Below are 25379 nucleotides of genomic sequence, written 5' to 3'. Positions count from 1 at the left end.
TCGATCAATGACACGGCCTGAATGGGAGACATTTCATGGCACACGCAGAGACCGACGCGATCAAGTTTGCCTACTGGGTGCCGAATGTTTCGGGCGGCCTGGTGATCTCCAACATCGAGCAGCGCACCAACCATTCGGCCGAGTATAACCGCAAGCTGGCGCAGATCGCCGAGAGGTCCGGCTTCGACTACGCGCTCAGCCAGATCCGTTTCACCGCCGGCTACGGCGCCGACGAACAGCATGAATCGGTGGCGTTCAGCCATGATCTGCTGGCGGCGACCACCACGCTCAAGGTCATCGCCGCGATCCTGCCCGGGCCATGGAACCCCGCGCTGGCGGCCAAGCAGATCGCCACCATCAGCTACCTGACCAACGGCCGCGTCGCGATCAATCTTGTCTCCGGCTGGTTCCGCGGCGAGTTCCACGCCATTGGCGAGCATTGGCTCGACCATGACGAGCGCTACCGCCGCTCGGAAGAATTCATTCGTGCGCTGCGCGGAATATGGACTGAAGACAGCTTCACCTTCCGTGGTGATTTCTACCGCTTCAACGAATATTCGCTGAAGCCGAAGCCGCCGAAGCCGCTGCCCGAAATCTTCCAGGGCGGCTCGTCGCGCGCCGCGCGCGACATGGCATCGCGCGTCTCGGACTGGTACTTCACCAACGGCAACACGCCGGCCGAAATCGCCAAGCAGGTCGACGATATCAGGATCAAGGCGAAGGCCAACAACCATTCCGTCAAGGTTGGCGTCAACGCTTTCGCCGTCGTTCGCGAGACCGAGGACGAGGCGAGAGCAGTGCTCGCCGAAATCATCGCCAAGGCCAATCCCGAGGCTGTCAATGCTTTCGGCCATGAGGTCAAGAACGCCGGTAAGGCCTCGCCGGAAGGTGAGGGCAATTGGGCGAAATCGTCCTTCGACGACCTGGTCCAGTACAATGACGGCTTCCGCTCCAACCTGATCGGCACCCCCAGGCAGGTCGCTCAACGCGTCGTCGACCTGAAGCGCGCGGGTGCGGATCTCATCCTGCTCGGTTTCCTGCACTTCCAGGAAGAGGTCGAGTATTTCGGCAAGCATGTCATCCCACTCGTTCGCGAACTGGAAGATGCCGAGGCGGCGGCGTCGCTGGCGGCGGAGTAGTCACCCCATAGGCACGCCGGACAGGCGCCGGCCTGCACACATGAAGCTTGCCCGGCGCGCTGATCCGTCGGGCGGCAATAGGATTTTGCGCGCCTAATCGAGGACGATTGGAATGCCGTTGCCCAGTTATACGCTCGGAGTGATGGACGCTTCGGTCTATGCGCCGGAAGTCTTTGCACGCGGCTTGCCGTCAGGCCTGCGGTCGGAGCAGTCGTTCGAAGATGCCGCCAGGCCGGCAGGGTCCGTTGCCGACGCCGCCTCTCCCTTGCTCGCGCTTCAGGGCATAAGCCTGTCGTTTGGCGGCGTCGTCGCACTTGCCGATATCGACCTGTCGGTTCTACCAGGCGAGATCCGCGCCATCATCGGCCCTAACGGCGCCGGCAAGAGCTCGCTGATCAACGTCATCAGCGGCGTCTACAGGCCGGATCGTGGCCATGTCCAGCTCGACGGTACCTTCTATGCCCAGGTCCCGACGCAGCGGCTGGCCCATCTCGGCGTCGCCAGAACCTTCCAGAACCTTGCACTGTTCAAGGGCCTCAGCGTCCTCGACAATGTCGCCTCTGGCCTTGCCTACAAGGTTCGCTCCAACTTTGCCGGCCAGGTGCTCGGCATCGGCCGCTCGCGTGGCGAGCAGCGCGATTCACGCAGCCGTGCCGAACAGGTCCTCGAATTCCTCCATCTCACCGCCATTCGCGACCGTCTTGTCGGCACCTTGCCTTACGGGCTGCAGAAGCGTGTCGAACTGGCCCGCGCGCTGGTGGCCGAGCCGCGCCTGCTTTTGCTCGACGAGCCGATGGCCGGCATGACAGCGAGCGAAAAGAGCGAGATGGCGGCTTTCGTCCGTGCCGCGCGCGATCGTTTCGCCACCACGGTGGTGTTGATCGAGCACGATGTCGGCGTCGTCATGGGTCTGTCCGATCGCATCGCCGTTCTCGACTACGGCCGCAAGATCGCCGACGCCACGCCCGATGAGGTCAGGAACGACCAGCGCGTCATCGATGCCTATCTCGGCGTCGCCTCGGACAATGAAGACGGGGCAGGCATATGATCGCCGGTTTCGACTACCAGTTCTTCATCGAAGTGCTCGTCGGAGGCCTGCTCTCAGGCGTCATGTATTCGCTTGTCGCGATCGGCTTCGTGCTCATCTACAAGACCTCGGGCGTGCTCAATTTCGCGCAAGGCGCGATGCTGCTGTTTGCGGCACTCACCTTCGTCAGCCTTTCCGAGCGCGGCATTCCCTTCGCGCTGGCGCTGGTGGTCACCTTCGCCATCATGGTGGCGATCGGCATCGCCATCGAGCGCACGGTGCTCAGGCCACTGACCAACAAGCCGCCGATCACCCTGTTCATGGCGACGCTTGGCCTGTCCTACATCATCGAAGGCGCTGCCCAGCTGATCTGGGGCACGCAGGTCCACGGCCTCGATCTCGGCATCGAGGACGTGCCGCTGGAAATCGGCGGCGTGCTGATCAGCCAGTTCGATATTTTCGCGGCCGTGGTTGCTTCCGGCATGGTCCTCTTGCTGTCGCTGTTCTTCCGCTACACCCGCATCGGCCTCTCCTTCCGCGCAGTCGCCGACGATCAGTTCGCGGCACTCGCGGTCGGCCTCAGGCTACCCTTGATCTGGGCCACTGTATGGGCCGCCGCCGGCCTCGTCGCGCTGGTGGCCGGACTGCTGTGGGGCGCACGCCTCGGCGTGCAGTTCTCGCTGTCGCTGGTGGTGCTCAAGGCGCTGCCGGTGCTGGTGCTCGGCGGTTTCGATTCCATCCTCGGCGCCATCGTCGGCGGCCTCTTGATCGGCGCCAGCGAGAAGCTCGCCGAAGTCTATATCGGCGACTATTTCGGCGGCGGCATAGAGAGCTGGTTTGCCTATGTCGTCGCGCTCGTCTTCCTGCTGATCCGCCCTTCCGGCCTGTTCGGTCAGAAGCTTGTCGAGAGGATCTGAACGATGACCGCGATAACAAGCGATTTCGCCGCCGCGCCGGTGCTGCCGAAATGGGTCGTGCCCGTGCTTTTGCTCGCTTTCGCTTACGGCGTCGTGCCGCTGATCGGCTCAAGCTATCTGTTCGAGGCCATCCTGCTGCCTTTCCTGGCGCTCAGCCTTGCCGGCGTGGGCTTGAACATCCTGACCGGCTATGCCGGCCAGGTGTCGCTTGGCAGTGCTGCTTTCATGGCGGCCGGCGCCTTTGCCGCCTATAATTTCAACCTGCGTGTCGAAGGCCTGCCGCTGGTCGGCAGCATCTTCCTGGCCGGCATAGTGGCGGCCGCGATAGGCGTCGTTTTCGGCCTGCCGAGCCTGCGCCTGAAGGGTTTTTATCTCGCGGTTTCGACCCTTGCCGCGCAGTTCTTCGTGCAATGGGCGTTGACCAAGTTCAGCTGGTTTTCCAACAACTCGGCGTCCGGCGTCATCGACGCGCCGAGACTGTCGATTTCAGGTTTCGCGCTCGACGGCGCCATCGGCCGCTATCTGTTCGCGCTGACCATCGTCACTGTGCTCACCTTCCTTGCCTATAGGCTGGTCTCGTCGCAGACCGGGCGCAACTTCATCGCCATCCGCGACAATGAAACCGCCGCCCGCATCATCGGCATTCCGGTCCTGAAGACCAAGCTTCTGGCCTTCGCCATCTCGTCCTTCATCATTGGGGTTGCCGGCGTCATCTGGGCCTTCGCCTATCTCAGAACGGTCGAGCCGGACGGCTTCGATCTCGACCGGTCGTTCCAGATCCTGTTCATCATCATCATCGGTGGTCTGGCTTCGATCCGCGGCGCGTTTTTCGGCGCCGCCCTCATCGTGGTCTTTCCACTCGCTCTGTCGCGCCTCGGCGGCTTTCTGCTTGGCGATCTCTTCGACTCGGGCGTGCTCGACATGAGCCAGCGCATCGTGCTGGGCGCGCTCATCATCCTGTTTCTGATCCTTGAACCTGACGGGCTGGTGGCGCTGTGGGACAGGGTCCGAAGACGGCTCCTGTTCGCCTGGCAGTCGACTTGAGCTGATGCATTGAAAATGAATCCAATCCGAAAATGAACAAGGGGCCGAACCCAAGACGGCCCATACCGGGAGTATCTCGACCATGACTTTCCTCAGCACAATCAAGGCGGCGGCGCTGTCCGCGGCGATGATCGTGTCGGTGGCCTTACCGGCCGCGCACGCCGACGAGCAATATTTTCCGCTGCAGAGCTATCGCGTCGGGCCTTACGCGGCCGGCGGCACCGGCTTCTTCGGCGGCTTCATCGACTATCTCAACCTCATCAACATCCGTGACGGCGGCGTCAACGGCGTCAAACTGACTTGGGACGAATGCGAGACCCAGTATGAGGTCGAGCGTGGTGTCGAATGCTATGAGCGGCAGAAGAGCCATGCCGGTGCCGCCGCCTGGAACCCGCTCTCGGTCGGCATCGCCTATGCCATGATCGATCGCATCACCGCCGACAAGGTGCCGCTGATCACCGTCAATCACGGCCGAACCGATTCCACAGATGGGCGCGTTTTCCCCTACGTCTTCCCGCTCCTGCTCAATCCCTACAGCGAGACTTCAGGCATCGTGAACTACATCGCCTCGAAGGAAGGCGGCATCGACAAGCTGAAGGGCAAGAAGATCGTCGTGCTCTATCATGGGTCGCCCTACGGCAAGGAAACCATCCCGATCTATGAATTGCTGGCGCAGAAATACGGCTTCACCGTGCAGCAGATCGAGGTGCCGCATCCCGGCAACGAGCAGCAGTCCCAGTGGCTGACGATCCGCCGCGCCAAGCCGGACTTCGTCGTCCTGCGCGGCTGGGGCGTGATGAACCCGGTGGCGCTGAAGACGGCGGTGAAGGTCGGCTATCCCGTCGACCACATCGTTGGCAATGTCTGGTCGAATTCGGAAGAGGACGTGATCCCGGCCGGCGACGCCGCCAAGGGCTATACCGCCATCACCACCCAGGCTTCCGGGAATTCCTATCCGGTGGTGCAGGAGATCGTGAAGACGGTCTACGGCGCCTCCAAGGGCAACCTTGAAGACAAGGCGCGCATCGGCTCAGTCTACCACAATCTCGGCATCGTCAACGGCATCCTCAATGTCGAGGCGATCCGGGTCGCGCAGGAGAAGTTCGGCCACCGCACGCTGACCGGCGACGAGGTCCGCTGGGGCTTCGAGCATCTCAAGCTCGATCCGGCCAAGGTCGAGGCGCTCGGCGCCAAGGATCTGTTCCATTCGATCAACGTCAGCTGGGACAATCACGAAGGCGAAGGCTACGTGACCTTCCAGCAGTGGGACGGCAGGAAGTGGAACGTCGTCTCCGACTGGATCGCGCCGGACTGGGCGTTGCTGCGGCCGATCATCGAGAAGTCCGCCGAGGCCTACGCCGCCGAGAAGGGCATCAAGCTGCGTACCGCCGACGATGCCAATGCTGTGACCACCAACTGATCAGTCAGTGCCGGGCGTCGCGGACCAAGTTTCCGTGGCGCCCGACCTGTTCGGTTTTCGAACCGCGAAAGAACAGCCTATGCCGAACGATGACGTCATTCTTGCCGTGGACACGGTCCATGCCACCTACAACCACGCCATCACGGCGCTGCATGGCGTCAGCTTCGAGCTCAGGCGCGGTCAGATCCTGGCGCTGCTCGGTGCCAATGGCGCCGGCAAGACCACGACGCTGAAGGCCGTCTCCAACCTGCTGCCGGCGGAACGTGGCCAGGTCAATGCCGGCACCATCCGCTATGAAGGGTCCGATGTCTCGCGCCGCAAACCGGGTGATCTGGTGCGCGCCGGGCTGGTCCAGGTGCTGGAAGGCCGCCACTGCTTCAAAAGCCTCACCGTCGAGGAGAATCTGATCGCCGGCGGCATCGGCCGCAGCGGCAGCCGCGCCGAGATCAACGAGGATCTCGAACGGATCTACGGCTATTTCCCGCGCCTCAGGGAGAAGCACCGGACATTGTCCGGCCTGACCTCCGGCGGTGAACAGCAGATGACCGCCATCGGCCGGGCGCTGATGTCGCGACCGCGTTTGCTGGTTCTCGACGAACCGTCGATGGGACTCGCGCCGCTCATCGTCCAGGACATCTTCCAGAGCTTGAAAAAACTCAACCGCGAGACCGGCCTGTCGATCCTGGTTGCCGAGCAGAACTCGGCGGTCGCGCTCAGATACGCCGACCACGCCACCGTGCTCGAAAACGGCGTTTCCGTTCTCGCCGGCGCTGCCGTCGAACTTCGCCAGCGCGAGGACATCAGAGCCTTCTATCTCGGTCAATCAACCCCCGGGCAACAGGTGTCACCCGCCACCAAGCCCGCCCATCTCCACGCCGTTGCCTGAGCCAAAATCCCAAGGAGCAGTGAAATGACCGTTTCGACCGTCAAAACCGACAAGGCTTCCGCCGCCGTGCCGCCAGTCGCAAGGCCGACCGCCCCAGCGCACATCATCAAGGATGATGCCGAGGCGATTGCGATTGCCCACGCACTCGCCGCCGAATTCGTGAAGGACTCCTCCCAGCGCGACCGCGAGCGGATCTGGCCGGTCGCCGAACTCGATGCCTTTTCGCAAAGCGGCCTGTGGTCGATCAATGTACCCAAGGCATTCGGTGGGCCGGAGGTGTCCTATGCGACGTTGGCGAAGGTAATCGAGATCATCTCGGCGGCGGATTCCTCGATCGGCCAGGTTGCGCAGAACCATCTCGGTGTTGTCGCCGCCATTCGCACCGTGTCCGACGCGGACCAGCAGAAGCTGCTGTTTGCCGAAGCGTTGAAAGGCACGCGGTTCGGCAACGCCTTTTCCGAGTTCGGCTCCAAGCGCGCCGCCGATTTTGAGACCCGCTTCACCGATGCCGGCGATCATGTGGTTGTCAACGGCCGCAAATTCTATTCGTCCGGCGCGCTGCTTGCCCATCTCGTGCCGATCGTGGCGCTCGATGACGAGGGCCGCGCCTGGTATGCGATCGCCGACCGTGCCGCACCCGGGCTGACGGTCATCGACGACTGGTCGAGCTTCGGCCAGCGCACGACGCTGTCCGGCACCGTTATCATCGACAACGTCAAGGTGCCGAAGACCCATCTGGTACCCGGCTACAAGGGCTACGACAGGCCGACCGCCGACGGCGCCATCTTCCAGATCATCCAGGTGGCGGTCGACACCGGCATCGCCCAGGCGGCGATCGACGAGACCGTCGATTTCGTCAGGACCAAAAGCCGCGCCTGGATCGACAGCGGCGTCGACAATGCCTGGGACGATCCCTACACCATTCAGGCCATCGGCGACCTGACGCTGCGCCTGCACGCGGCGCAGGCGCTGCTCGAAAAGGCCGGTCATGCGATCGACCGGGCAGTGATCGATCCGACCGCCGAGACCGTCGCGCATGCCCAGATCGTCACCGCCGAGGCAAAAATCCTGTCGACCGAGATCGCCATTGCCGCAACCAACAGGCTGTTCGAACTTGCGGGAACCCGCTCGACGCTGGCCGAATACAATCTCGACCGGCATTGGCGCAACGCGCGCACGCACACGCTGCACGATCCGGTGCGCTGGAAATATTCCATCCTCGGCAAATATTTCCTCAACGGCGAAAATCCGCCGCTGCACGCCTGGAGCTGATTCCCACCGGCGGGCGGGCGGCCTGCCACGTCAAACCTTCGACCATCCAAGAGGCCCACTGCCATGTCAAATCCAACAGTCGTCGGCTTTTCCGGCAACATCACCAGGCCGTCAAAGACGCGCGCCTTCGTCGACCTGGTCACCAGGGACATCGCCGCCAGCCACGGCCTATCGGCGAGCACCTATGATATCGAGGATCTCGGCCCGTCGCTGGGCACGGCGAAATGGGCCCGCGATCTCGACGGCCAGGCGCGCGCGATCCTGGAACAAATCCTTGCCGCCGACGTGCTCGTCGTCGGCTCGCCGACCTACAAGGGCAGCTATACCGGCCTGTTCAAGCATTTCTTCGATCTGATCGATCCGGCAGCGCTGCGGGGGAAGCCCATCGTGTTGACGGCGACCGGCGGTGGCGAGCGCCATGCCTTGATCGTCGAGCATCAGCTGCGGCCGCTGTTCGGCTTCTTCGAGGCTTTCGCGCTGCCGACCGCCGTCTACGCCACCGACAAGGATTTCACCGACGGTGTGCTGCGCTCCGAGGCGATCCTGAAGCGTGCGGCACAGGCGGTTGACGAGGTCGGCTTCGTGCTGGCCAACCGCTCGGCCGGCAGGATCGCCGCTGAATAGGCTTTGTCACCAGATTGCGATCGAAACAGGCGAGGGCAGCGCCCTCGCTTACCCGCAATTTACGACCGCCCGCTAAAAACGTTCCTGTCTGATTCGTCTGGGACAGGAACGTCATGAGCAAAGCCCTCACATCCTTCGCACTGGTCGCCGTGCTGACCGCCTTGCTCATGGCGTTGAGCCTGGCTGTGGCCAGGCACGGCTATCCCTATGGCGCGATCGGCGTCAGGCGCCTTGACGGCATTGCCGACGCCGGCGTGTTCATCCCGATTGCCGCTGTCTATTTCTTCAGCGCGATGCTGATGATGATCCTGCCGATCAGGGCGGCCGGCATCGTCCTGACCCATGCCGCCGACGCCCTTTTCTGGACCGTGATCGCGCTGTTTGCGACCATCGTCGGCTGTCTGGTCGCCAGATGGGCGTTCGGGCAGGGCAGCGCCGTGTGGGCGCTGCTGAACTGGCGGTTCCTGTTTGCCGCGGCGATCGTCGGTTGTCACTTCGTCATGAACGAGCTGCGCCGCAATGTGCTGCTGCGCAGCCTGTTCTTCGTGGTCTTTGCCGCCGCGACGCTGGCCTGCCTGTTTTGGTCGTTCACGCTCTGACGTGTCGCCGGTTAGTCGGCTGATCCGGTCGCGATGTTGCCGGCGGCCGTTTCCATCCATGTCCAGAGATAAGTGGCAAGGCCGCGGTCGACATGGATGCGCAGCTTGCCGTCAAGACGATAGACGACGGCGCTGATGCCGGCGAAGGAAAGTGCTGCACTGGCACTTGGCTTCGCGGGATCGAGCGTCGTTCCACGCGCGATGAAAGCGTCGAGCGCCATGCCCTCGGCCTCGAATATTTGCAACCCAGCGCTGATCGCCGTCACCGCGAACCCGTCTGCATGCCAGCCCGTGGCGATGGCGAGCGGGCTCTTCGATACGACGAGCAACCGGTCGCGCGCCAGCCGCGCCGCGTAGCGGTCGCCCTGTGCGATACCAAAGGCACCCACGCCAGTCCCGCCGATGCTGGAAGCCCGTGTCCACGCGTCGAGGTCGCCGCTGACCATCAACTGGTTGAGGTCGAGGACGGCTCGTATCGCAAGGCCCGGCGTGGTGATGGCCGCGCTCTGCCAGTCCGGTGCAACAGACCATTTTTCCGCGAGATCACGCATGCAGCCGGTCTCCTGCCGGGTCAAAGGCGCAAGGGGCGGTAATTGTCGCCTTGCTGATCTTGCCGAGATGCTGGATTTCGATCGTTTCGCCGTGACGCGCCGCGCCGCGCTCGATCAGGCCAAGCGCCACGGCGCGGCCAAGCGTCGGGCTCTGGTAGCTCGAGGTGACAAAGCCCTGGCTGTGCAATCCGCCGTCGATCCGTTTGATGCCATGCGCACCGGTGGCCAGCGGCGCTTCGCCTTGCGGCACCGCTAGTCCGACAAGCTGCATGCGGTTGTCACGCGAGGCCTCCTCTGTGAACAGCGAGCGGCGGCCTAAGAACTCGGTCTGGCGCTTGACGCGCGGACCGTCGACGCCGAGATCATGCGGCAGCGTGGTGCCGTCAGTGTCCTTGCCGATGACGATAAAGCCTTTCTCGGCCCGCAGGATCATCAGCGCCTCGAGTCCGATGACGACGGCCTCGAGCGCCTGGCCGGCCTCGCGCAGATGCGCCCATAACGGCTCGGCGCGATCGGCCCGGATCGAAATCTCGTAGCTCCTGTCGCCGGTGAAGCTGACGCGGGCAATGCGGACTTCGTTGCCGGCGTAGGTTCCATGACCGATCGCCATATGCGGAAGATCGGCGTCGCCGAGCGAGAGACCGAGATCCAGCGCTTCGAGCAGTTTTCGGGCGTTCGGTCCTGAAACTGTCAGCGTCGCCATGTCCGATGTGGCGTTGTGGATGTAGACGGCGCCGCGCCCGAAGCGGTCCTGGCGCCATTCCTCCAGCCGCGCATGCACCAAAGTGACATGCGAGGACGAGCACGAGACGACGAAGCGATGCTCGTCCAGTCGGACCAGAACGCCGTCGTCGAAGACCACGCCGTTCTCCGACAGCATGAAGCCATAGCGGCAGCGGCCCGGCTTCAGCGTCGACATGGTGTTGTAGTAGAGGAAATCGACGAACGCGGCCGCCTGCGGCCCGATCACCTCGATCTTCCCGAGGGTCGAACCATCGAACAGCGCGACCGAGTGGCGGGCACGGCGCGCCTCGTCCGCGATCGAACGTTCCGCGTCCCCGTTGCCGCCATAGTGAGCCGGGCGCAGCCAGCCGCCATATTCCTGGAAAACGGCGCCACTGGAACGGTGGACATTTTCGAGCGGCAGCCGGCGCACCGGCGCCATCAATTCGCCGACGCGCGCGCCGGCAAAGCTTGCCAGCGGCACCGGCGTGAACGGCGGACGATAGGTGGTGGTGCCGACCTCCGGCACCGTACGCCCGGTGATACCGGCCATCAGCGCCAGGCCGGGCAGGTTGGAGGTCTTGCCCTGGTCGGTCGCCATGCCGAGCGTGGTGTAGCGCTTCAGATGTTCGACCGAGACGAAGTTTTCGCGCGCCGCCAGTTCGACGTCCTTCACCGTCACGTCGTTCTGGTAATCGATCCAGATGCGCCCCTTAGAGCCCGGTATTGGCCATGCCGCGACTATGCCGCCCGTCGCCTCCGGCCCGGTGCTGCGTGGTGTTGCCGAGTTCTCCTTGCCGGCGAATGCCTTTCCCACGCCAGCAAACACCTCCGACAAGGAGACCGCGCCGGCTGCGGCGCCAACCACGGAGATACCATCGACCGGATCGCCTGGCAGGAAGGCGGCGCGCGCATCGCTCCAGGCGAGCTTGCCCTTGGCCTGGCCGAAGAGATGGATGGTCGGCGTCCACCCGCCGGAGACCAGGACGCAATCGGCATCGAACCTCGTGCCGTCGTCGAGCGTCACGCCGTCGACGCGCAGTCTGCCGCTGGCGGATGCGAGAGAACGCCCTTTGATCAACCGGACATTGGCCGGCGCGGCAGGCGTGCCGTTGCGCCGGATGTCGACAAGCCTGACTTCGGCGCCGGCCTCGGCAAGCGCCCCCGCCACCTCATAGGCGCTGTCATTGTTGGTGGCGACGATGATGCGGCGGCCGACCAGCACAGCGTGGCGCCGGAGATAGGCGAACGCCGCATCCGCCGACATGATGCCCGGCAGATCGTTGTTGGCGAAAGGCAGCGGCCGCTCGATGGCGCCGGCCGCCAGCACGATCTGGCGCGGCCTGACCCGCCACAGCGTATCCGGCCGGCCGTCGAAATGGCGTTGATTCAGCCCGACCAGATTGTGGTCGTAAATGCCGAAGGCGGTGGTCGAAGGCAGGATGAGGTGACCGCCAGCGGCAAGCTCGGCAATCGTCTCCTTGACCCATACGGCCGCCGGCTTGCCGTCGATCTCCGCGGCACGATGGCCGAGCGATCCGCCAGGGCTCTGCTGGTCGTCGACCAGTGTGACGGTCAGGCCAGCACCGGACGCCAGTCTTGCCGCCGCCAGCCCTGCCGGCCCCGCGCCCACCACCAGCACGTCGCAATGATGGTTGATCTGGTCGGCCATGCCGGGCGAGGTCCAGTCAGCATCGACCGTGCCCAGCCCCGCCATGGCGCGGATGCGCGGCTCGAACCTGTGCCAGTCCGGCCACATGAAGGTCTTGTAGTAGAACGCGGCCGGGATGAAGCGCGCAAAACGGTCCAGGAAGGCGTTGCGGTCGGCCAGTGCGCTGGGCGTGGCGTTGACGCTTTTCGCCACCAGTCCGTCGCGCGCCGGCTCGGTCGTGGCGCGGGTGTTCGGCATCGTCCGCGGGCCGCCGAGATCGACCAGCGCATTCGGCTCCTCGACGCCGGCGCCCCAGATGCCGCGCGGCCGGTGGTATTTGAAGCTGCGGCCGACGACCGCGACGTCATCCGCCAGCAGCGCCGAGGCGATGGTGTCGCCGGCAAAGCCTTGCACGATGGTTCCTTCGAAGCTGAAGCGGATCGGGCGCGAGCGGTCGATGGCGCTGCCGCCGGTGGCAAGACGCGAGGCGGTCACGCGGCATGCTCCCCGTCGAGAGCGGCCGAAGACAGCACCTTGTGGGTGACGGTGTCCCGCTCCATGACGAAGAACTCGCCGCAAATCATGTGGACCCAGATCTCGCGCGCCGCGCCTTTCGGATTGGTGCGCAGATAGAGATAGTTTGCCCAGCGATCGATCGGCACGTCGGCGCCATCCGGCCTGGCATTGCCGGCGTCGCCGCCATAGTGGAATTCGGTTTCGTCACGCGAGCCGCAGAACGGGCAAGGAAAGAGTTGCATGATTGCCTCTGGTCTTTGTCTCAGTGCGCGATGCCGGAGCCGGCCGCTTCGTCGATCAGCCGCCCGCTGGCGAAGCGATCGAGGTCGAACGGGCGGCTGATGTCGTTGTGCTTGCCTGATGCCAGCAGGTTTGCCAGCAGCGTGCCGCCTGCGGGAATGGCCTTGAAGCCGCCCGTGCCCCAGCCGCAATTGAGGAACAGGCCGGGCAGCGGCGATTCGCCGATGATCGGCGAGGAATCCGGCACGACATCGACGATCCCAGCCCATTGCCGCATCAGCTTGAGCAGGCCGAAGATCGGGAACATCTCCAAAAGGCCGGCGATCACCCCCTCCAGCGTCGGCAGATTGCCGCGCTGCGCATAGGAAGGAATGCGGTCGAGGCCGCCGCCGATGACGATCTCGCCCTTGTCCGACTGGCTGACATAGACGCCGCAGCCGGGCGACAGCACCACCGTGTCGAGGATCGGCTTGACCGGCTCGGACACGCAGGCCTGCAGCGCATAGGAATTGATCGGCAGCCGGAAGCCGGCCTTGGCCGCTAGCACCGAAGAATGCCCGGCTACCGCCATGCCGATGCGCTCGGCCCGGATCGCGCCACGCGAAGTCTGGACGCCGCGACAGCGGCCGCCCTCGATGATGAAATCGGTGATCTCGCAGTTCTGGATGATGTCGACGCCGAGCCGGCTCGCCGCCCGCGCATAGCCCCAGGCGACGGCGTCATGGCGCGCCGTGCCGGCCCTGCCTTGCCAGATGCCGCCGAACACCGGGAAGCGTGCATTGGCTGAGAAATTATAGATCGGCGCTACCCGGCGCACATCGTCAGGTGAAAACAACTCCGCATCGATGCCGTTGATCTGCATGGCGTTGACGGTGCGCGCCCCGATCTCCATCTCGGCAGTCGAGTGGCACAGATTGACCATGCCGCGCTGCGACAGCATGACGTTGTAGTTCAGGTCTTTCGACAATCCCTCATAGAGCTGGTGCGCCAGCCCGTAGAGTTCGACACTTTCGGGATAATAGTAGTTGGAGCGTACCACAGTGGTGTTGCGCCCTGTGTTGCCGCCGCCGATCCAGCCTTTTTCCAGCACGGCCACCCTGGTGATGTTGTGATTCTTTGCCAGGTAATAGGCCGTCGCCAGCCCATGGCCGCCGCCGCCGATGACGATGGCGTCGTAGGACGGCTTCGGCTCGGGCGATCGCCAGGCCGGTTGCCAGCCGGTCTGGCCAGCCAGGCCCTCCTTGAACAGCGACAGGGCGGAATAGCGTGTGGTCATGACGTGCCGGACAGGCCTGATGTTCGGAAAGAAATGTGGATCATCGAATGGTCTTTCGCACCGACGTCATCGGTTCGATCGGTCATGCCCGCATCGCCTTGCCCAGTGGATCATATGGCGACGAAGCGATGACGCGCGCATCTCTTTCGACGCCGACGATGTGGGTTGTCAACGGCGTATCGATATCGGCCGCTTCGCGCTCGACCAGCGCCATGGCGAGGCTCTTGCCGACCGTGTGACCGTAGCCGCCCGAAGTGACGAAGCCGGCGAGCCTGCCTTTGTTCCAGATGGGTTCGTAGCCGCTGGCATCGGCATCCGCCGCGTCGATTTCGAGCGTCACCAGCGTGCGCCGGGATTCGACTTGCCGTTCCTTCAGAGCCGCCTCGCGGCCGATGAAATCGCCCTTGTCGAAAGCGATCCAGCGGCCCATTCCGGTCTCATCAGGCGTATAGTCCTGCGTGAACTCGCGTGACCAGATGCCAAAGCTCTTTTCGAGCCGCAGCGAATTGACCGCGCCGAAGCCATATTCGGTCACATCAAGATCCTTGCCTGCCGACAGCAGCGCACGGCGCAGCCCCGCGTGTTCATTGGCCTGGCAATGGATCTCGTAGCCGAGTTCGCCGATGACCGACAGTCGTCCGACCTTGGCGCGAACCAGTCCGACATCCAATGTCTTGCAGGCAAGAAAGCCAAAGGTCTCGTGCGAAACGTCCTGATGTGTGAGGCGCTCAAGCAACCTTCGCGCATTGGGACCGGCGAGCGAGAAACCAACGACGGCGTCCGAGATGTCGCGAACGGTGACGCCATCGCTCATATGTTGCTCGAACCAGCGCATATGCCACTGGCGCAGATAGTAGGATCCCATGATCCACCAGGAGCCATCGCCCCAGTTGAAGACGGTGAGATCGCCCTTGAGTTTGCCGTTTTCACCCAGCATCGGCGCGAGCTTGGCGCGTACCGGCTTGGGCAGCGCGCAGGCGAGCAGCCGGTCGAGCCAAGCCTCGGCCTGCGGGCCGGTGATCTCGTAGCGCGAGAAGGCCGATATATCGAGCAGGCCGACACCTTCGCGCACTTTGCGGCATTCCTGTGCGACAATGTCGAAGGCGTTGGAGCGCTTCAGCGTCGGTGTCTCGACGAAACCTTGCGGCGCGAAATAGAGCGGCACTTCCATGCCCCAGGAATTGCCCCAGCGCGCCCCGGCGGCGTCCATGGCGTCATGCGCGCCGGCCGTCTTCAAGGCCCGTCCCGCAGGCAGTTGCTCGTTGGGATAGCTCATGACGAAACGGCGCGAATAGAACTGCCCGGTGGTCTGCTTGATGTATTCGCGGTTGGAGGCGAAGTCGCCATAGCGGGCGATGTCCATGCCGTAGACATCGGCTTCCGGCTCGCCATGGATCATCCATTCGGCCAGCGACTTGCCGACGCCGCCGCCTTGCAGGAAGCCGGCCATGACACCGCACGCCACCCAGTAGTTGGGAACGCCGCGCACCGGGCCGACCAGCGGATTGCCGTCCGGCGAGAAGGTGAAGGCACCGTTCACCCAGCGCTTGATGCCGGCATTCTCCAGGCAGGGGTAACGGCTGAAGCCGAGCGCCAGTTCGTCGGCGATGCGGTCGGTGTCTTCCTGGATCAGTTCGATACCGTAGTCCCAGGGCGCCCCGTCCATGTTCCAGTGCTTGTGGTTGACCTCATAGATACCCAGTAGCAGGCCTTTCTGCTCCTGGCGCATGTAGGTGAAGCCTTCGAGATCGACGATCAGCGGCAATTCCTTGTCCAGCGCCTGGATTTCGGGCAGCGCCTCGGTGACGAGATAATGGTGCTCCATCGGCGACACCGGCAGGTCGATGCCGGCCATCCTGCCAACCTGCTTGGCCCACAGTCCGCCGGCATTGACGACGTGCTCGGCAATCACCGTGCCCTTCTCTGTCACCACGTCCCAGCCGCCATCGGCGCGGCGGTTGAGTTCCAGCACGCGGTTGTGCTCGATGATGTCGGCGCCGCGCAGCCTGGCTGCCTTGGCATAGGCGTGAACGACGCCCGAAGGATCGATATGACCTTCGCGCGCGGCATAAAGCCCACCCAGCATGCCGTCGGTGTTGAGGATCGGGCAGCGCTGTCGGATTTCGTCGACGCCAACCAGATGGACATCGTCGATGCCCATGGTCTGGAAGATGCGGTAGGAGGCCTTGAGCCATTCCCAGCGCTCGGGCGCCGAGGCGACCGAGATGCCGCCGGTCATGTGCATGCCGATGCTCTGGCCCGATTCCTTCTCGACTTCGGAGAGCAGGTCGATCGTGTAGGCCTGCAGGGCGGCGATGTTGGGATCGGCGTTCAGCGCATGGAACCCGCCGGCCGCATGCCAGCTCGATCCCGCTGTCAGTACCTCGCGTTCGATCAGCGCGACGTCGTTCCAGCCGAACTTCGCCAGGTGATAGAGCACCGAGGCTCCAACCACGCCGCCGCCGATGACGATCGCCCTGTATTGGGATTTCATCCTGTCGCACTCCACCCAGTCAGTGGCGTACCCTACTGGTATTGTACATATGTGTCTAGAGCTTGGAAAGGCGATAGAATGAGCGGCCCATGACTCCGCTCTGCGCCGATGCAGCAGAGGGGGCTCCTCTGCTGCTGTCGGCAGCAAACGTGCTTGCTATTGGGGCGATGCGCTAAGCGAAATCGTCAGCCGCGGCGGCCGGGCGGGCCGTACTATCGGTTGCGCGAAAGCGTCTTCTCGACATAGCGCGAAAAGTCCTCGACATCCTCCGCCGGGGGCTCCTGGCCGGTGAAGCTGCGCAGATAACCGGCGACGTGAGGCAGGCGGCTGCTCATCGGCTCGTTGAGCTCAAGCGAGTAATAGCCGATCTGCATGAAGTACAGCACGCGAGCCCGCACGAAGGCATCCTCCTCGTCGTAGCCATGACGCATGAACATGTCGCGGATGGCGTTGACACGCTCCTCGTCGGCCTCGTCGAGCGCGCGTCTGATGGCGGGCGAGCGGCGGGCCCAGGCCCTGATCGCGAAATCCAGCTGCGGATCGAACAGCCTTTCGTCTACCCAGCATTCGAAAATGCTCATCACCCCGCGGATGACGGTCGCGGAAGGCCGCCTGGCCCGTTCGACGATGAATTTGGTGTTGGTCTGCCGCCAGTAATCCAGCAGCTGGTCGAGCAGATCCTGCCGGCTCTTGAAATACCAGTAGAAGCTGGAACGCGACACATCGAGCTTCTGTCCAAGCGTCAGCACGCGGACGCGTTCGACACCGTCGGAGATCAACGTTTCAAGAGCAAGTTTCAGCCAGTCTTCGCGAGTGGCCTTGATGTTGCCGGTGGCGCCGGCGCGCTGAATCGTCGTTTCGAGAGCTGCCATCGGCACGACGCATGACATGCTGCCTCAGGCAAATCAAGGCTATGGACAGAAGTGTATAGAGGAAATCGGCCCAAGCCGGACGACGCACCATGGATGTTGGCCGCATCGAAGCTCGATGAGGCAATGTCGTCACCCGCCATCCGCGCGGCGCAAGCGGGGGGATTTTTGTCGCGGCTGCTGGTTCACTGTTTGCTTTCCCGCGAGGCAATTGTCTGGCAAATACCAGTTCAGACAGATGCCCGCGCGGCCAAGCAGGAACACACGATATGACGCTGTTTCGAAAGAACCTCATCGATGGCGAATGGGTCGGCGACGCCGGTTCGCGCAACATCAACCCCTCGGATACCGGTGACATCGTCGGCGATTATGCCTCGGCGGGTGTCGAACAGGCCAAGCAGGCGATCGCCGCGGCCAAGGCAGCGTTCCCGGCTTGGTCCCGTTCCGGTCCGCTGGCGCGTCACGCAGTGCTGAAAAAGGCCTCCGACGAGATTCTGGCGCGCAAGGACGAGATTGGCCGCAATCTCGCGCGTGAGGAAGGCAAGACGCTGGCCGAAGGCATAGGCGAGACCATTCGCGCCGCCCAGATTTTCGATTTCTTTGCCGGCGAAACGTTGCGTTTAACCGGAGAGGTCGTGCCGAGTGTGCGACCGGGCGTCGGCGTCGAGATGACGCGCGAGGCGGTCGGCGTGGTCGGCATCATCACGCCGTGGAATTTTCCGATCGCCATTCCGGCCTGGAAGATCGCTCCGGCATTAACCCACGGCAACACCGTCGTCTTCAAGCCGGCGGAGCTGGTTCCCGAGAGCGCCTGGACCATTGTCGACATCCTGCATCGCGCCGGCCTGCCAAAGGGCGTGCTCAATCTCGTCATGGGCAAGGGTTCGGTCGTCGGTCAGGCGATGCTCGACAGTCCCGACGTCAACGCCATCAGCTTCACCGGCTCGGTCGGTACCGGCAAGCGCGTTGCCGCGGCAAGCATCGAACACATGCGCAAGTTCCAGCTTGAAATGGGCGGCAAGAACCCTCTGGTCGTGCTCGACGATGCCGATCTTGCGATCGCCGTCGATTGCGCGCTCAATGGCGCCTTCTTCTCGACCGGCCAGCGCTGCACCGCGTCATCCAGGCTGATTGTGGCTGACGGTATTCACGACCGTTTCGTCGATGCCCTCAAGGACCGCATGAGCAAACTGGTCATCGGCGATGCGCTCGACGCGCAGACCCAGATCGGTCCTGTCGTCGACGCGACGCAGCTGAAGCAGGACGAGGACTATATCGCCATCGGCGTCAGGGAAGGTGCCACGCTCGCCTTCGGCGGCGAGCGGCTCGACCGCAAGACGCCAGGCTTCTACCTGCAGCCGGCATTGCTCACCGAGGCCACCAATGCCATGCGCAGTTCGCGCGAGGAGATTTTCGGACCTGTCGCCAGCGTCATTCGCGTCAAGGACTATGACGAGGCGCTTTCCGTCGCCAACGACACGCCCTTCGGCTTGACCTCCGGCATCTGCACCTCGAGCCTCAAGCATGCCACGCACTTCAAGCGCAATTCGGAGGCCGGGATGGTGATGGTCAACCTGCCGACGGCGGGTGTCGATTTCCATGTTCCCTTCGGCGGCCGCAAGGGCTCGAGCTATGGGCCGCGCGAGCAGGGCCACTATGCGGCGGAGTTCTACACCACGGTAAAGACGGCCTATACGTTCGCAGGCTGATCGGCCGTCGACCGATCATGCCGGGCTGATCGGACCGGCACACCGCCATGCACATCTGGATTGGAGCGGCGCGAAGGGATGACAGTGCAGAACCTGACCTGGCTTAACCCGCCGCCGCACCACGCAATCGAGGGCGATAGCGTTCGTGTGCGCACCGGCAAGGAGACCGATTTCTGGCGTGAGACCTTCTACGGTTTCTGTCGCGACAACGGCCACTTCCTGCACCGGCCGGTCGAAGGCGATTTCAGCGCCGAAGTCACGGTCAAGGGCGACTACGAGGTCCTCTATGATCAGGCCGGGCTGATGGTCCGGCTCAGCGAAACGCACTGGATCAAGGCCGGTATCGAGTACACCGACGGCCTTGCCTATTTCTCCGTCGTCGTCACCAACGACACGTCAGACTGGTCGCTGGTCGCCATTCATGCCGATCCGAACGGCGTCAGGATCCGGTTGACCCGTCACGCAGAAGCGATCCGCGTCCAGTACCTCGATGCTTCCAACGGCCACTGGAAGCCTGTGCGGCTTGCCTATTTCCCGACCTCGAAGACGGTCGATATCGGCATGATGTGCTGTTCGCCGCAACGCGAAGGCTTTGAGGTAACGTTCTCGGATTTCTCCCTCGGTCCGCCGATATCGCGGGAATTGCACGATTGAGACGTGCGGTCTTGCGCTGAACCGCAAGCACTTCGACCTTTGCCACAATCAAGTCTGTAGACCGCCGTGCCTCCGGCCGAGCCGGGGGGTTGTCGCGGCACTGCAGCCGGCGAGATCGTCAGCCAGTTGCGATGCCGCCAGACGGTTCGAAATTTTTGGCCCCTGGTTCGGCTCCGGCGGTGCAAGGACGTTGCAACGCTATTGGCATCCGCGCTAGGAGTTGCCGATGGGCAGGTTTCGAAGGGCTGTCAAAAGAGCCGTCTATTCCAGGGCGCTAAGGTTTCTTGGCGTTCCGCCCGTGCTGTGGTCGCAGGGCATCGGGCATTTCTGCGATTTCGCCGGGCCGCGCTGGTATCGCAACGCGCCAACTGCATCGACGCAGGGCGAGGCATTTTTCCGCCAACATTACAGCGGCGCGCATGGCATCGTCTGGCTGCGCCTGAGCACCTTGTCCAGGGATGCGCAAACCTGCGACCTCGATACGTTCGTCAGGATCGTGCTGCCGACGATTACGGCACCGTTCACGCTGCTGACGACCGATGGAGATGCTTCGGTGCCGTCGGATCTGGCGAAGGACACCGTCGACCAGCTTCTCGCCAACCCTTTCCTGGTCTCCTGGTACAGCCAGAATTGTGATGGCACTCACCCCAGGGTGAAGCCTTTCCCGATCGGGCTCGATCTTCACACGCCTCGGTCCCTTGCCACGCCGGCAGGGCTTGTGAAGCAACTGGAAATCATACGCGCCCGGCAGGATCATGTGGACCGCCGCCCGCCCAGGCTGTTCTCTGATTTCAGCATCAGCAATGGCTCGAGGCAGCGCCGGGAACTGCTTGATGCCCTCGGCGGATGTCCGCACGTCGATTTCCTGACGAAACGCGTCTCGCAGCGCTCGATCTGGCGACTGTACTCGCAATACCCGCTCGTGCTGTCCACCGAAGGCAACGGCCTGGACTGCCATAGGACATGGGAGCTGTTTTATCTCGGCTGCATCGTCGTCACCAGGACCTCGCCGCTCGACCCGCTCTACCAGGGCCTGCCTGTCATTATCGTCGACGACTGGCATGAGGTGAGGGACCCCGATGCGCCGAGACGCTGGATAGAGCAGGTCGCGCATCTGACCGACCGGGACCATGTTTGGCGACGCTTGCATCCGCAAACCTATCTCGGCCCCATTCGGCAAGAGCTTCTGCACGCATCCTGATTGGGCAGGCCACGAAATTCCGGTTGGACGCGGTGCGAAGCGGAGCTCCTGCAAGCGATGTGGAACGATGTCGCTCCTCCATATCTGGTGGAGTGAGGGATCATGTGCCAGCCTCGTCCAGCCCCAGTCCGCCGCGGACAGCATCGCGGATGGCTTCCGGGCCGAACCTTGCCCAAACCGCTTGATGCGCGCGGATGCGCTGCCGTGCCCTGCGGTCGGCATCCAGGCAGAGTCCGACAGCCGTCTCGGCAAGTCCTTCATCGGTATCCGACAGCAGCAGTTCCTCCCCGTCGACCAGGTCCAGGCCCTCGGCCGCCAGAGGCGTGGCGATCACCGGCACGCCCCACGCCATCGCCTCCAGAATCTTGATGCGGGTGCCGCCGCCTGCCGCAAGCGGGATGATGGTGAGATGCGCTCTCGACAGAAGCGGCGCCATGTCTCCGGGGTCTTCGACGAGCTCCACGCCAGGCAATCCTGCCAGCGCTTGCACGGCCGTTGTTGGGTTGCGCCCGGCGAGAATCAGTGTCGCGGTCGGCAAGGCCAGTCGGATGCGCGGAAGTATGGAGCCGGCTAACCTCTGGACGGCATCGACGTTTGGCGGATAGCCGAGATGGCCGACGAACAGGATCACCGGAAAGCTTTCGTCGGATACGGGCTCGGCGGGCAGCGTTTCGGGGCTGTGCCCGGCGTGCGGAATTCCGTTTGGAACGACATCGATCGGCAACTTGTGCCGGGAAAGCGCCATCAACCGCTCTCGATCCTGGCTCGAGCAGACCCAGACCCTGTCGACAAGGGCAAGCGCCTTTCTCTCGAGACGCCTGATGCCAAGGCCCTCGCTGATCGTCGCCACCGCAGCCCGCTTCGCATCGACGTGCCGCAACTGTCCCGCCAGGTCGGACTCGACATTGTGCATGTCGAGGATGAGCTGTTTCGTCAGTGCCCGCAAAGGCCGCAGCAGCTTGAACAGGCCGATACCCTCGATCACCACCGTGTCCGGGCGGAAGTCCCGAACCAGTGTCTCCAGCCGCGTCAAGGCGACGCGCGAGATGCGACGCTCCGCCCTTATACGCCACCACCCGATCGAGGCGGAGCGGGCCTCTCCCTTGATCGACAAGGCTTCGGTGCGGATCGACGGATCGGTTGTTTCCGTCGCCTGCGGCAGCACAGACACCAGGCAGACCGGGCCGAATTGCGCAGCAGACTCAGCATTGCGGTAGTTCCGCAGATCCGCGCCGGAGATCGGCGGAAAGGCTGGATCGTGGGACACAACCAGCACACGTCGCCCGGCTTTCGCCGCGGAGACAGCGTCGAGCGGTTGTGCGCCCGCGGGTTTCAAAGCGGGCACTCTGGGCTTTGCGCCGTAGGCTTCATTCCAGACGGCATGCGCGACGGCCCCAAACCATAACAATCGGCTTCGACTTGTTCAGCCGAACGAGGCTTTCGTCAAGCGCCGCATCGTCGCTGATTGTCAGATGCACCAGTTGCGGCAGGCTGCTGTCACCATCGCCTTGACCACGCCAACCAGCGGCCCGCCAGACGCTTCCACGATGAGGTGAGCCTTGTCCGCCGATAGGCGTCGCCGGCCATCTTGATGCCTTGCGCCTGCGTCGGGAATGGATGGATGACGTCGGCCAACGCACGCAATCCGATGCCCGATTTGATCGCCAGCGACACCGCATTGATCATCTCGCCGGCATGGCTGGCAACGACCGTGGCGCCCAGGATGCGGTCGGATCCCTCCCTGACGTGGATTTTGACAAAACCCTCCTCCTCGCCATCCATCACCGCACGGGCGACATCGTGCATCAGCACTGTATAGGTCTTGACTGGGATGCCGTTCTGGCGCGCCTCCGCCGGATAGAGGCCGACATGGGCGATCTCCGGATCGGTATAGGTGCACCACGGAATGACCAGTTCGCTCAGCTTCCTGCGTCCGAGAAACAGGGCATTGCGTACGACCATGCGGGCTGTCGCCTCGGCGGTGTGGGTGAATTTGTAGGCGAGGCAGACATCGCCCGCCGCATAGATGCGCGGATTTGTGGTGAGGAGACAGTCGTCCACCTTGATACCGTCGGCATCGTAAGCCACCCCGGCGTTTTCCAGGTCGAGGCCGTCGACATTGGGCGATCGGCCGATGCCAGTGATGATCTCATCGACGGAAATCGTCGTCGTGATGTCGTCGCACACCAGGTCGGCGAGCTTCTTGTCGCCTTCCGTTCGTATCGCCACCACCTCGGTGTTGAGGCGAACCTCGACACCTTCGCGCGCCAGCGCATCCGAAAGGATCTGGGCGGCATCGCGTTCCTCACCGGGCAGGAACATCGGTTCGCGCTGCGCCTGGATGACCTTCGCGCCCAGCAGGCAGAAGGCCTGCGCCGCCTCGCAACCGAGCGGTCCGCCGCCGATGACCAGAAGCCGCTTCGGGCACTCCGTGAGATCGAACATGGTCTCGTTGCTGAGATAGCCGGCGTCGGCAAGCCCCGGGATCGTCGGCAGCCTCGGGCGCGCGCCTGTCGCGATCAGCGCCTTTCTGAAACGCAAGATTTGTCCGGCGACCGTGACAGTGTCCCTTCCGGAAAACCGCGCTTCGCCGAAATAAAGGTCGATGCCTTCGGAAGCCAGGCTATCGGCGGCATCGGCGCGGCTGATCCGCTGCCGGATCTGCCGCATCCGCGTCATGGCGCGCTGAAAGTTGACGTGAAGACGGTCCGGCATGTCGCCGCCGAAATTCTCGGCATCGCGCATGTCGGCATAAAGCCTTGCGGTGCGGATGATCGACTTCGACGGGATGCAACCGACATTGACGCAAGTTCCGCCGATCAGGTTGCGCTCGATGAGCGCGACCTTTGCGCCGAGGCCGGCCGCTTCGTAGGCGGCGGTCAGCCCAGCCGGCCCGGCACCGATGACCACGATATTGTAGGGATCGTCCGGCTGCGGGTTCTTCCAGTGCGGCGGATGGGCGCCCTTGATCAGCTCAATGTCGTTGTGATCGACAGGAAAGGCGGTAGTCCTGGTCCGGTCACGCGACATCGCCGCCACCCGACGCCGGGCTTGCTGGCTGAGACAGCCAGCCGCCATTGAACCCGGCCTTGCGCAGGCCGTTGCGGATGTGTTGATTTGACCGCATCAGTCTCCAGATCAACCCTGACCGATGGTTCTCGATCATCATCACCACGATGCCTTGATCCAGCCCATAGTGGCCTTCCGACACCCAGCCGTGCCTCCCGAATTTACGCCGGTTCGCCAATGTCGGGTTGAAACCGCTCGGCAGTCGGAAATTACCGATCACCTCGGGGTAGCGATCACCGAGATGGCGCAACGCCGCCAAGCAGATCTCCGGGGCGAAAGGCAGTGATGCCGGATAGGACCAAGGCGCGATCGTCCCGTCATCGGGCCCGAACGGCGCGCCGCGCGCGGCATAGCCGGAAAACCGCCGGCGCTGTCGCTCCACGCTGGTGCGAAAACCGCCTGGCCCGTCGCCCGCCGAAAGACCCCAAAGGTTCTCGTCGTAGCCGCCATAGCCGTAAGGGTTGTGGCGTGCATAGTCGCGGTGCAGATGGGTCGAGCGGCGGCTGTTTTCGAAATAGTCCGAGTTCTTCTCGCGCATGAAGGCGTCGCGGATGCCGGCGAAATCGATCCAGGCATGCGAGAACTGGTGCATGAACAGCGGACCGCCATACAGCACGTCGTAGCCGTAGATGTTTTCCCACTGATAGGTCGCCGTCCAGCCCTCGTAGCTGTTGTCCGAGGTCGGGCTGTCGGGCGAGGCCATCGACAGGATGTAGAGGATCGTGGCTTCGTTGTAGCCCTCCCAGCCATAGTGGAGAAAGCCGCTCTTCGGCTTCCAGCCTTGTCGCAAGGTCGGGCTTGAGCCTTGTGCCCACCGCCAGTCGACGCGCCGGTAGAGCGCCTCTGCTAGTTGGCGGATTTCGGCTTCCTCGTCATCGTCACCGGAGAAATAGGCGCCCGCCACCAGCATGCCCGATATCAGCAATGCCGTATCCACCATCGACAGTTCGCAGCGCCAGACGCGCAGGCCGGTCCGCATATCGAGGAAATGGTAGTAGAAACCCTTGTGGCCGGTGACGTCGTCGCTATTGCCTTGCCGGCTGGTCGAGAAGAAACGCAGCGCGGCCAGCGTCAGCTTCGCGGCGGCATCGCGCGCCATCCAGCCGCGCTCGACGCCGATCGGGTAGCAGGACAGCGCGAAGCCGACGACAGCGATGCTGGCCGGCGAATTCGGCCGCGACGTGTCGGCGACCAATCCGTTTTCGGGGTTCACGTTCTCGAGGAAATAGTCGAAGGCGGCGCGCTGATAGCGGTCCAGAAGCTCGTCGTCGGACAGCGCGGCAGGCTCGGGTCTAAGCAAAGGAAGCAAGCTCCCGCCGGATGGCTGCAGCGTCCGTCAACCGCCAACCAGTTGCCCCGCATCGGCAGGTCATCACGCACGCTGAACTGTCATGCCGTGTCATAGCTTTCCCGTATAGCTTTGTTGCGTCAACGTCGATTCGACGCCTGAGACTATACGCCCCTACGCTCCCGTTCGTTGCGTCGTCACGCGGAATTG

21 protein-coding genes are annotated in these 25379 nt (G+C 63.5%); 12 read left to right on the top strand and 9 right to left on the bottom strand.

The features are described from left to right. The first annotated feature begins 35 nt into the window (after positions 1–35). The 9 genes from sfnG to EJ079_RS04185 all read left to right on the top strand — a co-directional run bounded on the left by sfnG (position 36) and on the right by EJ079_RS04185 (position 8928). Positions 36–1139: a dimethylsulfone monooxygenase SfnG gene (gene sfnG / locus EJ079_RS04225; RefSeq protein WP_127808173.1), complete on the top strand. Its 1104-nt coding sequence runs from the start codon at positions 36–38 to the stop codon at positions 1137–1139. A gap of 112 nt (positions 1140–1251) precedes the next feature. Next, the gene (locus tag EJ079_RS04220; protein ID WP_127808172.1) at positions 1252–2187 is read left to right on the top strand and encodes an ABC transporter ATP-binding protein; all 936 of its coding nucleotides are present in this window, start codon (positions 1252–1254) and stop codon (positions 2185–2187) included. Further along, the gene (locus tag EJ079_RS04215) at positions 2184–3083 is read left to right on the top strand and encodes a branched-chain amino acid ABC transporter permease (RefSeq protein ID WP_127395873.1); all 900 of its coding nucleotides are present in this window, start codon (positions 2184–2186) and stop codon (positions 3081–3083) included. The genes EJ079_RS04220 and EJ079_RS04215 overlap by 4 nt, the downstream gene beginning before the upstream one ends. Positions 3084–3086: 3 nt before the next feature. After that, complete coding sequence (locus tag EJ079_RS04210; RefSeq protein ID WP_127328846.1) at positions 3087–4127, top strand: branched-chain amino acid ABC transporter permease; 1041 nt, start codon at positions 3087–3089, stop codon at positions 4125–4127. 82 nt (positions 4128–4209) lie between these two features. Beyond that, positions 4210–5547: an ABC transporter substrate-binding protein gene (locus tag EJ079_RS04205; RefSeq protein WP_127808171.1), complete on the top strand. Its 1338-nt coding sequence runs from the start codon at positions 4210–4212 to the stop codon at positions 5545–5547. A gap of 79 nt (positions 5548–5626) precedes the next feature. Then, complete coding sequence (locus EJ079_RS04200; protein ID WP_164873725.1) at positions 5627–6433, top strand: ABC transporter ATP-binding protein; 807 nt, start codon at positions 5627–5629, stop codon at positions 6431–6433. A gap of 24 nt (positions 6434–6457) precedes the next feature. Next, a complete protein-coding gene (locus EJ079_RS04195) occupies positions 6458–7705 on the top strand; it encodes an SfnB family sulfur acquisition oxidoreductase (RefSeq protein WP_127395876.1) in 1248 nt (415 codons plus the stop codon). 63 nt (positions 7706–7768) lie between these two features. Then, positions 7769–8329, top strand: a complete 561-nt coding sequence (gene msuE, locus EJ079_RS04190; protein ID WP_127256266.1) for an FMN reductase — start codon at positions 7769–7771, stop codon at positions 8327–8329. 113 nt (positions 8330–8442) lie between these two features. Beyond that, complete coding sequence (locus EJ079_RS04185) at positions 8443–8928, top strand: hypothetical protein (RefSeq protein ID WP_023811545.1); 486 nt, start codon at positions 8443–8445, stop codon at positions 8926–8928. 11 nt (positions 8929–8939) lie between these two features. On the opposite strand, the gene EJ079_RS04180 is transcribed toward EJ079_RS04185, so the two are convergent. From EJ079_RS04180 to EJ079_RS04155, 6 genes are all read right to left on the bottom strand, one after another. Beyond that, a complete protein-coding gene (locus tag EJ079_RS04180) occupies positions 8940–9479 on the bottom strand; it encodes a hypothetical protein (protein WP_127395877.1) in 540 nt (179 codons plus the stop codon). After that, entirely contained in the window at positions 9472–12348 is a 2877-nt protein-coding gene (locus EJ079_RS04175; protein WP_127808169.1) for a sarcosine oxidase subunit alpha family protein, read from the bottom strand. The genes EJ079_RS04180 and EJ079_RS04175 overlap by 8 nt, the downstream gene beginning before the upstream one ends. After that, positions 12345–12611, bottom strand: coding sequence for a sarcosine oxidase subunit delta (locus tag EJ079_RS04170; RefSeq protein ID WP_127808168.1), 267 nt, complete (start codon positions 12609–12611; stop codon positions 12345–12347). The genes EJ079_RS04175 and EJ079_RS04170 overlap by 4 nt, the downstream gene beginning before the upstream one ends. Positions 12612–12631: 20 nt before the next feature. Next, complete coding sequence (locus EJ079_RS04165; protein WP_127397886.1) at positions 12632–13885, bottom strand: sarcosine oxidase subunit beta; 1254 nt, start codon at positions 13883–13885, stop codon at positions 12632–12634. A gap of 82 nt (positions 13886–13967) precedes the next feature. After that, positions 13968–16379 (bottom strand): FAD-dependent oxidoreductase, encoded by a 2412-nt coding sequence (locus EJ079_RS04160; RefSeq protein WP_127808167.1) that lies wholly within the window; start codon positions 16377–16379, stop codon positions 13968–13970. A 212-nt stretch (positions 16380–16591) separates the two neighbouring features. Next, a complete protein-coding gene (locus EJ079_RS04155) occupies positions 16592–17251 on the bottom strand; it encodes a TetR/AcrR family transcriptional regulator (RefSeq protein ID WP_024501867.1) in 660 nt (219 codons plus the stop codon). 266 nt (positions 17252–17517) lie between these two features. On the opposite strand from EJ079_RS04155, the gene EJ079_RS04150 reads away from it, so the two are divergent. The 3 genes from EJ079_RS04150 to EJ079_RS04140 all read left to right on the top strand — a co-directional run bounded on the left by EJ079_RS04150 (position 17518) and on the right by EJ079_RS04140 (position 20812). Beyond that, on the top strand, positions 17518–18957 hold the full coding sequence (locus EJ079_RS04150) for an aldehyde dehydrogenase family protein (RefSeq protein WP_127808165.1): 1440 nt from the start codon (positions 17518–17520) through the stop codon (positions 18955–18957). 78 nt (positions 18958–19035) lie between these two features. Continuing rightward, the gene (locus EJ079_RS04145; protein ID WP_127395983.1) at positions 19036–19611 is read left to right on the top strand and encodes a DUF1349 domain-containing protein; all 576 of its coding nucleotides are present in this window, start codon (positions 19036–19038) and stop codon (positions 19609–19611) included. 226 nt (positions 19612–19837) lie between these two features. Then, on the top strand, positions 19838–20812 hold the full coding sequence (locus EJ079_RS04140; protein WP_127395982.1) for a hypothetical protein: 975 nt from the start codon (positions 19838–19840) through the stop codon (positions 20810–20812). A gap of 100 nt (positions 20813–20912) precedes the next feature. Here EJ079_RS04140 and EJ079_RS04135 read toward each other — a convergent pair whose 3' ends face one another. The 3 genes from EJ079_RS04135 to EJ079_RS04125 form a co-directional block, all read right to left on the bottom strand. Continuing rightward, the gene (locus EJ079_RS04135; protein WP_245481815.1) at positions 20913–21983 is read right to left on the bottom strand and encodes a glycosyltransferase family 4 protein; all 1071 of its coding nucleotides are present in this window, start codon (positions 21981–21983) and stop codon (positions 20913–20915) included. A gap of 326 nt (positions 21984–22309) precedes the next feature. Beyond that, complete coding sequence (locus EJ079_RS04130; RefSeq protein WP_127808163.1) at positions 22310–23842, bottom strand: mercuric reductase; 1533 nt, start codon at positions 23840–23842, stop codon at positions 22310–22312. Then, positions 23832–25181 carry a glucoamylase family protein gene (locus tag EJ079_RS04125; protein WP_127808162.1) on the bottom strand — a complete coding sequence of 450 codons (1350 nt, stop codon included), beginning with the start codon at positions 25179–25181 and terminating at the stop codon, positions 23832–23834. The genes EJ079_RS04130 and EJ079_RS04125 overlap by 11 nt, the downstream gene beginning before the upstream one ends. Positions 25182–25379 lie beyond the last annotated feature (198 nt).

The organism is Mesorhizobium sp. M7A.F.Ce.TU.012.03.2.1, from assembly GCF_004006095.1.
Classification (GTDB): Bacteria; Pseudomonadota; Alphaproteobacteria; order Rhizobiales; family Rhizobiaceae; genus Mesorhizobium.
The sequence above is the reverse complement of the archived record's forward strand: the minus strand, read 5'-3'. Positions and strand labels throughout refer to the sequence as shown.

What these genes read in the sequence shown, in the direction of transcription:
- sfnG (WP_127808173.1), top strand. Translation starts at nt 36, where the DNA reads ATGGCACACGCAGAGACCGACGCGATCAAGTTTGCCTACTGGGTGCCG.
- EJ079_RS04220 (WP_127808172.1), top strand. Translation starts at nt 1,252, where the DNA reads ATGCCGTTGCCCAGTTATACGCTCGGAGTGATGGACGCTTCGGTCTAT.
- EJ079_RS04215 (WP_127395873.1), top strand. Translation starts at nt 2,184, where the DNA reads ATGATCGCCGGTTTCGACTACCAGTTCTTCATCGAAGTGCTCGTCGGA.
- EJ079_RS04210 (WP_127328846.1), top strand. Translation starts at nt 3,087, where the DNA reads ATGACCGCGATAACAAGCGATTTCGCCGCCGCGCCGGTGCTGCCGAAA.
- EJ079_RS04205 (WP_127808171.1), top strand. Translation starts at nt 4,210, where the DNA reads ATGACTTTCCTCAGCACAATCAAGGCGGCGGCGCTGTCCGCGGCGATG.
- EJ079_RS04200 (WP_164873725.1), top strand. Translation starts at nt 5,627, where the DNA reads ATGCCGAACGATGACGTCATTCTTGCCGTGGACACGGTCCATGCCACC.
- EJ079_RS04195 (WP_127395876.1), top strand. Translation starts at nt 6,458, where the DNA reads ATGACCGTTTCGACCGTCAAAACCGACAAGGCTTCCGCCGCCGTGCCG.
- msuE (WP_127256266.1), top strand. Translation starts at nt 7,769, where the DNA reads ATGTCAAATCCAACAGTCGTCGGCTTTTCCGGCAACATCACCAGGCCG.
- EJ079_RS04185 (WP_023811545.1), top strand. Translation starts at nt 8,443, where the DNA reads ATGAGCAAAGCCCTCACATCCTTCGCACTGGTCGCCGTGCTGACCGCC.
- EJ079_RS04180 (WP_127395877.1), bottom strand. Translation starts at nt 9,479, where the DNA reads ATGCGTGATCTCGCGGAAAAATGGTCTGTTGCACCGGACTGGCAGAGC.
- EJ079_RS04170 (WP_127808168.1), bottom strand. Translation starts at nt 12,611, where the DNA reads ATGCAACTCTTTCCTTGCCCGTTCTGCGGCTCGCGTGACGAAACCGAA.
- EJ079_RS04165 (WP_127397886.1), bottom strand. Translation starts at nt 13,885, where the DNA reads ATGACCACACGCTATTCCGCCCTGTCGCTGTTCAAGGAGGGCCTGGCT.
- EJ079_RS04160 (WP_127808167.1), bottom strand. Translation starts at nt 16,379, where the DNA reads ATGAAATCCCAATACAGGGCGATCGTCATCGGCGGCGGCGTGGTTGGA.
- EJ079_RS04155 (WP_024501867.1), bottom strand. Translation starts at nt 17,251, where the DNA reads ATGGCAGCTCTCGAAACGACGATTCAGCGCGCCGGCGCCACCGGCAAC.
- EJ079_RS04150 (WP_127808165.1), top strand. Translation starts at nt 17,518, where the DNA reads ATGACGCTGTTTCGAAAGAACCTCATCGATGGCGAATGGGTCGGCGAC.
- EJ079_RS04145 (WP_127395983.1), top strand. Translation starts at nt 19,036, where the DNA reads ATGACAGTGCAGAACCTGACCTGGCTTAACCCGCCGCCGCACCACGCA.
- EJ079_RS04140 (WP_127395982.1), top strand. Translation starts at nt 19,838, where the DNA reads ATGGGCAGGTTTCGAAGGGCTGTCAAAAGAGCCGTCTATTCCAGGGCG.
- EJ079_RS04130 (WP_127808163.1), bottom strand. Translation starts at nt 23,842, where the DNA reads ATGTCGCGTGACCGGACCAGGACTACCGCCTTTCCTGTCGATCACAAC.